Annotated in this window: 1 pseudogene; it reads left to right on the top strand. The window is 69.3% G+C overall.

Annotation, left to right across the window (positions count from 1 at the left end):
* Nucleotides 1-48: 48 nt before the first annotated feature.
* Nucleotides 49-1750: pseudogene (gene hypF, locus HMPREF0908_RS07305) on the top strand (carbamoyltransferase HypF); the annotation flags it as partial.

Here is a 1750-nt window from a genome sequence, read left to right on the forward strand (position 1 = left end):
AGGAGCTGCGCGCGTGGGGCGTTCGGCTCGCGCCGCGTGCCGTACCGCATGCCTGAGATGGCGTACGCGGCACATACCGCAGTACATACGGAGGGGGGCGCCGCCGAGCGGCGCGCCTTTCGTGTCTCGGGGATTGTGCAGGGGGTGGGCTATCGTCCCTTTGTCTATCGTCTCGCGGAGGAGTATGCACTCAGCGGCTGGGTGCTGAACGACAGCGCGGGAGTCGGCATCGAGGCGGAAGGGACGGCGGCGGCACTCGACGCCTTTGCCGTCGCTCTCGCAGACGATGCGCCGCGTGCGGCAGTGGTAACGGCGGTGACGTGGCAGACGGTCATGCCCTGCGGGGAGCGGACGTTCCGCATCCTGCCAAGCCCCGCGGGGACGCGGGCGGCGACGCTCGTATCGCCTGATCTTGCGGTCTGTGCGGACTGTCGGCGCGAGATCCTGTCGGCAGCGGATCGGCGGTATGGCTATGCCTTTACGAACTGTACGAACTGCGGCCCGCGCTACTCGATCATCCGCGGTGTTCCGTACGATCGTCCGCTGACTTCGATGGCGGTGTTTCCGATGTGTCCCGCCTGTCAGTGTGAGTACGACGATCCGCGCGACCGCCGCTTTCACGCGCAGCCGAATGCGTGCGCCGCGTGCGGCCCTGCCTATCGCCTCCTCGTCAACGGCGGGGTGCAGGCGGGCGATCCGCTCGCGGCGGCGCGGCGCGTGGTGGCGGAGGGCGGCATCCTTGCCGTCAAGGGCATCGGCGGCTATCATCTCGCGTGCGATGCACGCAGTGAGACGGCGGTCGCACGCCTGCGCCGCCGCAAGCACCGTGAGGCAAAGGCACTCGCCGTGATGGCGGGGAGTCTCGCAGCGGTGCGCGCGCTCTGTCTCCTGTCGGCGGAGGAGGAGCGCCTCCTCACGTCCCCTGCGGCGCCGATTGTCCTCCTCGCGCGGCGCACGGATGCGGTCCGCCCTGCGGCGGAGAGTGTTGCGCCCGGGAATGCGTACCTCGGTGTCATGCTGCCGTATGCGCCCGTGCATCTCCTCCTGCTCGGGGCGGATGATCTCTGGGTGATGACGAGCGCGAATCTCAGCGGCGAGCCGATCCTCTATCGAGATGCGGAGGCGGAGGAGGGGCTGGCGGAGATTGCGGATGCGATTCTCGTGCACAACCGTGAGATCGTGCACCGCGTGGACGACTCCGTCGTGCGCATCGGGGCGGGCGGGCCGCAGATTCTGCGCCGCAGCCGCGGCTATGCCCCCGCACCGCTCGCCCTGCCCTTTGCGGATGGGCAGAGCGTTCTCGCGGGTGGTGCGGAACTGAAGAATACGTTCTGCCTGACGCGCGGCGGAGAGGCGTTTCTCAGCGAGCACATCGGCGATCTGACCAATGCGGCGGCACTCGCGTCCTACGCGGAGACGATGGCGCAGTATGAGCAGTTCTTTGAGGTAAAACCAGAGGTGCTCGCCGCCGATCTGCATCCTGCGTATCTCTCGGGGCGGCATCTGGCGGCGCGCGCGGCGCAGGACGGCCTGCCGCTCGTGCGCGTCCAGCATCATCACGCGCATATCGCGGCGGTGCTCGCGGAGCACGGCTGTCATGCGCGTGTGCTCGGCGTCGCGCTCGACGGGACGGGCTGGGGCGACGATGGGACGGCGTGGGGCGGGGAGTTCCTCGCGGCCGATCTCGCGGGCTATGAGCGGCTTGCGCATTTTGTCCCCCGTCGCCGCTCCCGGGCGGCGACCGCGCGGC

This window comes from Centipeda flueggei ATCC 43531, assembly GCF_000160695.1.
GTDB lineage: Bacteria > Bacillota > Negativicutes > Selenomonadales > Selenomonadaceae > Centipeda > Centipeda flueggei.